At 63.5% G+C, this 1,785-nt stretch carries 2 protein-coding genes and 1 pseudogene; all 3 read right to left on the bottom strand.

What is annotated here, in order from left to right; translation table 11 throughout:
• Positions 1-144: 144 nt before the first annotated feature.
• Complete coding sequence (locus tag Q8R73_RS15985; RefSeq protein ID WP_305720522.1) at positions 145-351, bottom strand: DUF6494 family protein; 207 nt, start codon at positions 349-351, stop codon at positions 145-147.
• Positions 352-367: 16 nt separating this feature from the next.
• Positions 368-634, bottom strand: a complete 267-nt coding sequence (locus Q8R73_RS15980; RefSeq protein ID WP_305720521.1) for a hypothetical protein — start codon at positions 632-634, stop codon at positions 368-370.
• A 199-nt stretch (positions 635-833) separates the two neighbouring features.
• A pseudogene (locus tag Q8R73_RS15975) lies at positions 834-1,785 on the bottom strand (AMP-binding protein); the annotation flags it as partial.

Genomic DNA, 1,785 nt, shown 5'->3' with positions numbered 1-1,785 from the left:
TAATCCTCTGTAAACCATCGGCGGGGACGTCCGTCCAAGTGACACCTCCTGGCTCTCCGAGCCTACTACAGGAGTCCACTCATACGGAGGAGGTTCACACCCTCTCCCACAAGGGGAGAGGGAAGCAAGGCCGCTCGGTTCGTACTACCCGAGTTCGATCTCTTCGGTGATCTCGTGCGTCAGGCTGACGCCGCCGACGGTCAGCACCATTTTCGCCGGCAGTTTTTCATTGCCCTTGAGACGGCCGGCCGCGACCGCGTCGCGCACCGCCTTTTCGATCTCGCGCTGCGAGGTGATGCCGACCTTCTTGAGAAAGCCGCGCAGGCTGGTGTTGAAAACGTCTTCGTTCATGACGGTCTCCCTGAGTTCACGGTCGCGTCGGATTGTTGAGCATGTATTCGCCGAGATTGCGCTGCCGCTTGTCGATGCGCGAATTGGCGTTGGCGCGCTGGACGTCGCGGTCCTTGCGGCAATTGACATAGTCCGGCGAGCCTGCGGCATGGCTGCGGGCGCAGAACGCGTCGTCGTCGCCGCCGGTGTCCGCCATGGTCGGCTGTCCCCGCTCGAGGCAGCCCGCGAGCAGCGGCGCGAGGAGCAGGAGTGGGAGGATGCGTTTTGCCGGGTTGCGTCGCATATTCTGTCCATCATTCAATTTCGGTATTGCTGGGGCTTGACCCGGCAATCCATCGAAAACAAGGCATTTCTGAATAAATGATAGAAGCCGAGGCGTAGCGAGCAGCCGTCATTCCGGGGTGATGCGCAGCATCGAACCCGGAATCCCGGGATTCCGGGTTCGCGTCTTCGACGCGCCCCGGAATGACGGCTACACCTGGCTACACCCTGCCCTTGAGCGCACCCTCGATCTCCTCCAGCACCTTGGGATCCTCGATGGTGGCGGGCATCGACCATTGATCGCCGTCGGCGATCTTCTTGATGGTGCCGCGCAGGATTTTTCCGGAGCGCGTTTTCGGCAGCCGGCCGACCGTTATCGCCAGTTTGAACGCCGCGACGGGTCCCAGTTTCTCGCGCACCAGCGCCACGATCTCCTTTTCGATCTCGGCATGGCTGCGCGTCACGCCGGCCTTCAGCACCAGGAAGCCGCAGGGCACCTCGCCCTTGATGGCGTCCTTGATACCGAGCACCGCGCATTCGGCGACGTCGGGATGCGCGGCCAGGATCTCTTCCATGCCGCCGGTGGAGAGGCGGTGGCCGGCGACGTTGATGATGTCGTCGGTACGGCCCATCACGAAGACGTAGCCGTCCTCGTCCATGTAGCCGGCGTCGGAGGTCTTGTAGTAGCCGGGGAATTCGTTGAAATAGGCTTCCTTGCAGCGCTCGTCCTGTTCCCACAGGGTCGGCAGGCAGCCCGGCGGCATCGGCAGCTTGATCACGATCGAGCCCATGGTGCCGGCCGGCAGCGGCTTCGAGGCCTCGTCGACCACCTCGACCCGATAGCCCGGCATCGGCACCGTCGGCGAGCCGTGTTTTACGGGCAGCATGCCCAGGCCGACCGGATTGCCGGCGATGCACCAGCCGGTTTCGGTCTGCCACCAATGGTCGATCACCGGCACCTTCAACTGCTGCTCCGCCCATTCCACCGTCGGCGGATCGGCGCGCTCGCCGGCCAGAAACAGCGTGCGGAATTTCGAAAGGTCGTATTGCCGGATGAGCTTGCCGTCCGGGTCTTCCTTGCTGATGGCGCGGAACGCAGTCGGCGCGGTGAACAGCGCCACTGCGCCATGTTCCTATATCACCCTCCAGAACGCGCCGGCGTCCGGCGTGCCG

The sequence above is a fragment of the Bradyrhizobium sp. genome, from assembly GCF_030697065.1.
Lineage (GTDB): Bacteria > Pseudomonadota > Alphaproteobacteria > Rhizobiales > Xanthobacteraceae > Bradyrhizobium.
The sequence above is the reverse complement of the archived record's forward strand: the minus strand, read 5'-3'. Positions and strand labels throughout refer to the sequence as shown.